Genomic DNA, 3,271 nt, shown 5'->3' on the forward strand with positions numbered 1-3,271 from the left:
GAACCCTTATATAGAAAGGCATTTGGCGATTTTTGTCAATTATTTTTGCTCTAGAGCGAACTAATCAATTAAGTCTCTTGCCAGATAAGGATTTAGTCGATTTATGCCCCCCTATCGAACCATACTAAGTAACGAAGAACCAGTAAAATGTAGCTTCAACCTCAAGATCTGGAATGGAAAATAGCGAAGTTTTCCCGCTCACAATAATATTTTCAGTTTCAGTTATTAATTCTATCGTTTTTATGTTTAGTGGCTCATCAGATAAGAATTCTTTGAATAAAAACTGAACATTTTCAGATTTAATTGTAGTATTTTTTAGCAATAAATTGCCATTCGCAATATTTCCTTGCAGTGTTTTTTCAAGGTTTTCAATAGTCATAATTGCATCTCAAAACTAAGTTAAAATATCCAGCGTAATTCCAAATTTACAGCTAATTTACTGAGTGACTCTACTTGGGAGTTGCCATTGCCTCTTCAAAAGCAGCTATCGCATGAATTAAACGGGGATCTTCCTCAATCGGGCGATCATATACCCCATCCTCCAAGGCGAGTAATTGCTGTTTTAACGCTTCTAACTCATGTCTAATAGCCCACTTTTTAGTTTCTAAATTCCCAATCTCCTCCTGCCAAGCGTTAATTTCTTTACCACGCCAATTAATCTCAATATCTAACTTTGCTTGTTCTTCTGTTCTATCAGTTCCAGGTAACGAGTGAAACCACTGCTTCCAGTGGTCAATTTCTCGTTTTCGATTCTTGGCTTGTTCTTTAGCTTTATCAATTTTGGACTTATTTTCCTCTATTTCGCCTTCTTTAGCTGAAATCTTATCATTAAGTTCGGCCTTGTTAGGTTTTCCGCTTTTTCTTTCCTCCAAAAGCTGAAATCGAACCGCATTAAGGATTTGATCTGGAGCAAGTCCAACGCCTCGACCATCGGACAGATCGTTCGATATAGAAATTTCAGGCATTTTCTTTTTCTTAGAAGTAGCAGTAACAACTTTTCTACTGTAATCACTTGTCCTTTCCAACACAACCGAAGTTTAGGAACTTAAGGAAAAAGTCAGTAAAATCCACCCAATCCCTTACCCCGCCTAACTTTCAGCCCCTCAACCCTCCCGCAAAAATCCTTAACTTGGGAAAAATCCCCAACTTTACCAACTTAAGCGCAAGCATTGTCAAAATATCCTGACAATCTCCCCCCACTCCGACTCCCCAAATTTTTGCTTCATACCCAAGACCACAAAAACCGAGATGGAAATATCCCACTTTTGTCATCTGGACAGGCTAGAGAGCTTACCCCACAGTAAAAATGAGTAGCGCATCTTGCCTGAGCAAACTTGGGACGATCCCACAGCGACGAACCTATAATGAAAAAAAGCCAAGCCTTAACAACCATGAAATTAACCCTAAAACCCGAACACCAAAAGCTGATCGAAGCCAAACTAGATACAGGGCGTTATGCCAATCCAGATGAAATCATTGCCGAAGCCTTACAATTACTCAGCAAACGCGATCAATATCAACAATGGGCAGAAGAAGTTGGCCAAAAAATTGATATTGCCGCCGAACAATTAGATCAAGGCGAAGGAATTGACGGAGAAACCGCAATCGCTCAACTTAAAGCAAGACTTCCAAAAAACTGTGAAGCTTAAATATTCATGAATCAATACATAATTTCGACTGAAGCCCTTCGAGATATGGAACAAATTCTTGATTATTTGGCTAATACTAACATTAGTGCGGGTGAGAAATTTTTGGAGGAGTTTAGCAAAAAATGTCGTTATCTTAGCCAATTTCCGCTAATGGGGCGCAGTTATCGAGAGATTCGTCCCTATTTGCGTGGCTTACCGATGAAAAACTACATTATTTTCTATCGCTTAACTGAGCAAGGGCTAGAAATCATGCGTTTTATCAAAGGAGAGCGAGATTTAGAAGCTTTTTTCTTTGAAAACCCCTAAAAAATCAAGGCAATTACTTTTTTTCAACTGTTTATAATAGAGATCGCTACAATGTCGAGTATCCCCCCATCCCAAAGCAGCCATGACAGCCAAAGAACAACTCCTCCAGGAAATCGAACAAGCTCCCGAATCTCTAATCCAATCCTGCTTAGAATTGATACTCTCCCATAAAACTCCCGCCCCTTCACCGCAAAATAACAAACCAATTTGGGAAATCGCCGATGAAATAATTGCCACCATTCCCGAAGAATCCTTTGACCAGATCCCCACCGATGCGGCGGCCAACTTGGATTACTATCTTTATGGCAATTCTCCTCAAAAATAATGCCGACCCTCTTCGCCGACACATTTTATTGGGTTGCCTTGATTCATGCTAAAGATCAATGGCATAGACAAGTGCGAGCTTTTAGTAGGTTAATTCAAGATTATTCTTTAATTACAACCGATTTAGTCTTGGTGGAATATCTTAACTTTTTTGCTAAATTTGATCAACCCATGAAACAAGGTGTCGTCAATTTCTATCGCCAAATCCAAACCTCTCCAAATCTGCAAATTATTAGCCTTGATTCTTATTTAATTCAATCAGGTGTAGAACTTTATGCCAACCGTCTAGACAAAGGCTATAGCCTGACTGATTGTGTCTCAATGATTGTGATGAAACAAATGGGAATTTATGAAATACTCACCATGACCAGATCATTTTGATGCTGGAGAGCGATCGCTTTTTAGGATATAGAACGGAGTAATGGCGTTTTGGGAAATATGGGAAGTGCGCTCTTGGCTCTTCTAGGTTCTGTGTGAGGATGGTATAATAATAATACAGGACAGGAGGTGGGTTATGTGGATAAATTTTGATCAACTCCTCGATTTACCAAATGTAACAGTGGTCAATTATCAAAAAATTGCTCAGACAATTTTCCTAAAGCTCGCTCTTTTAAATGAAACAATTGAATGTCCGAATTGCCATCAAACCTTGGACAGAATCAATCAGACAGAGTATAATCTAGTCAGAGATTTGTCAATATTAGGCAATCGAGTATATTTAGAAGTACCACGCCGCCCCCCAACCCTAGGGTTGATTCATTTAAATTAAGTACAGCTGATTTTGAGTCAATAAATTTGACTGAAGATTCTCACGTTTATCTTTCTCTAATCAAAAGAGTTAGTCACAATAACTAATCTTTAATCCTCTGCCAATGTGGTTCTTCGTTACTTGGTATGGTTCGATAGGGGGGCATAAATCGACTAAATCCTTATCTGGCAAGAGACTTAATTGATTAGTTCGCTCTAGAGCAAAAACAATTGACAAAAATCGC

6 protein-coding genes and 1 pseudogene are annotated in these 3,271 nt (G+C 38.9%); 5 read left to right on the plus strand and 2 right to left on the minus strand.

Annotation, left to right across the window (positions count from 1 at the left end; genetic code table 11):
* Positions 1-124: 124 nt before the first annotated feature.
* A complete protein-coding gene (locus PX482_RS18410) occupies positions 125-379 on the minus strand; it encodes a hypothetical protein (RefSeq protein ID WP_288027367.1) in 255 nt (84 codons plus the stop codon).
* Between the two features lie 70 nt (positions 380-449).
* Positions 450-965 carry a hypothetical protein gene (locus PX482_RS18415; protein ID WP_002762869.1) on the minus strand — a complete coding sequence of 172 codons (516 nt, stop codon included), beginning with the start codon at positions 963-965 and terminating at the stop codon, positions 450-452.
* Positions 966-1,391: 426 nt separating this feature from the next.
* Between PX482_RS18415 and PX482_RS18420 the strand changes: the two genes are divergently transcribed.
* The 5 genes and pseudogenes from PX482_RS18420 to PX482_RS18440 form a co-directional block, all read left to right on the plus strand.
* Positions 1,392-1,649, plus strand: a complete 258-nt coding sequence (locus PX482_RS18420; protein ID WP_043999440.1) for a ribbon-helix-helix domain-containing protein — start codon at positions 1,392-1,394, stop codon at positions 1,647-1,649.
* A 6-nt stretch (positions 1,650-1,655) separates the two neighbouring features.
* On the plus strand, positions 1,656-1,955 hold the full coding sequence (locus tag PX482_RS18425) for a type II toxin-antitoxin system RelE/ParE family toxin (protein WP_002762872.1): 300 nt from the start codon (positions 1,656-1,658) through the stop codon (positions 1,953-1,955).
* Between the two features lie 82 nt (positions 1,956-2,037).
* Positions 2,038-2,280: a hypothetical protein gene (locus PX482_RS18430; protein WP_002762874.1), complete on the plus strand. Its 243-nt coding sequence runs from the start codon at positions 2,038-2,040 to the stop codon at positions 2,278-2,280.
* A complete protein-coding gene (locus tag PX482_RS18435; RefSeq protein WP_002762876.1) occupies positions 2,280-2,660 on the plus strand; it encodes a type II toxin-antitoxin system VapC family toxin in 381 nt (126 codons plus the stop codon). Before PX482_RS18430 ends, PX482_RS18435 begins: the two co-directional genes overlap by 1 nt.
* Positions 2,661-2,793: 133 nt before the next feature.
* Positions 2,794-3,015 (plus strand): annotated as a pseudogene (locus PX482_RS18440) (transposase family protein); the annotation flags it as partial.
* Positions 3,016-3,271: the final 256 nt, after the last annotated feature.

Source organism: Microcystis sp. M53602_WE12 (assembly GCF_030065455.1).
Classification (GTDB): Bacteria; Cyanobacteriota; Cyanobacteriia; order Cyanobacteriales; family Microcystaceae; genus Microcystis; species Microcystis aeruginosa.